Source organism: Fulvivirga aurantia, assembly GCF_009711475.1.
GTDB classification, from domain to species: domain Bacteria; phylum Bacteroidota; class Bacteroidia; order Cytophagales; family Cyclobacteriaceae; genus Fulvivirga; species Fulvivirga aurantia.
This window is the reverse complement of sequence record NZ_SMMD01000206.1, coordinates 1-955: the sequence shown is the minus strand read 5'-3', so window position 1 is coordinate 955 and position 955 is coordinate 1. Positions and strand designations below refer to the sequence as shown.

Below are 955 nucleotides of genomic sequence, written 5' to 3'. Positions count from 1 at the left end.
CTTGAAGATAAACGATATTTCTTTAGCCATGAGATAGATGAGGTTCCTGCGGAAAGAGTAATAGATGATATTGATAGCAATAAGAAAAAACTAACAAAAAAGGAAACCAAATTTTATCAAGTAATTATTAGTCCATCTAAAATGGAATTAAACCATATCTCATGTAGCGAAAAGGCCTTAATGGACTACACAAGAAAATTGATGGATGCGTATGCGAAAAATTTTGGTAAAGATTTAAATGGGAATGATTTGGTGTATTATGCTAAGATCGAAGAGAATCGTGTTGACAAGAAAACAAAAAATGTAAGACCTGGTTTGAATTGGCATGTTCACGTAATCGTCAGCAGAAAAGACAAATCCCAAAAGCTAAAACTATCTCCTTTATCTAATCATAGAAAAGGCAGTAATGGAGTGATCAAAAGCGGCTTTGATAGAAACAATCTCAGGCAAACTTCAGAAGATATATTTGATCAAATGTTTGGATATAGAAGAAGAACAGTTCATACTTTTCAGTATCAAAACACGATGAAAAATGGCAAATCCCTCAAAGAAAAAATAACCATGGCAAACCTTGCAAAAAACAACACTTTCAAAATTCTTGGTAGCATCTTAAATGCTACTTCTTACAGCGGAATCACTGATGCAGAGTATAAGAGGAGAAAGGATAAAAATATGAATGAACCAGAAATTTAAATGCTACGGAATTAATCCAAAATTAATAGCTTTGAGTGATCAAATTGTTTATTCTCCCCTAGGTGAACATAGCCCAAAGGATTAGTAACTAGTTTCGTCTGACCATAAAATCTCATCCCAGAATTAGAATGGCTGTGACCATATATCCAAAAGTCAGCATTCGATCTGTAAATTAATGAGTCTGATAAGGATGCAAATCCTTTATTCAATCTACTACTGTAGTATTTGTTATCTATCAGTTTAAAGCTAGGTAGGTGATGAG

At 33.3% G+C, this 955-nt stretch carries 1 protein-coding gene; it reads left to right on the top strand.

Going from position 1 to position 955, the window contains the following annotated elements:
* Nucleotides 1-693: DUF5712 family protein (locus E1176_RS20215; protein ID WP_185152502.1), on the top strand; the 693-nt coding region annotated here is incomplete at its 5' end.
* Nucleotides 694-955 lie beyond the last annotated feature (262 nt).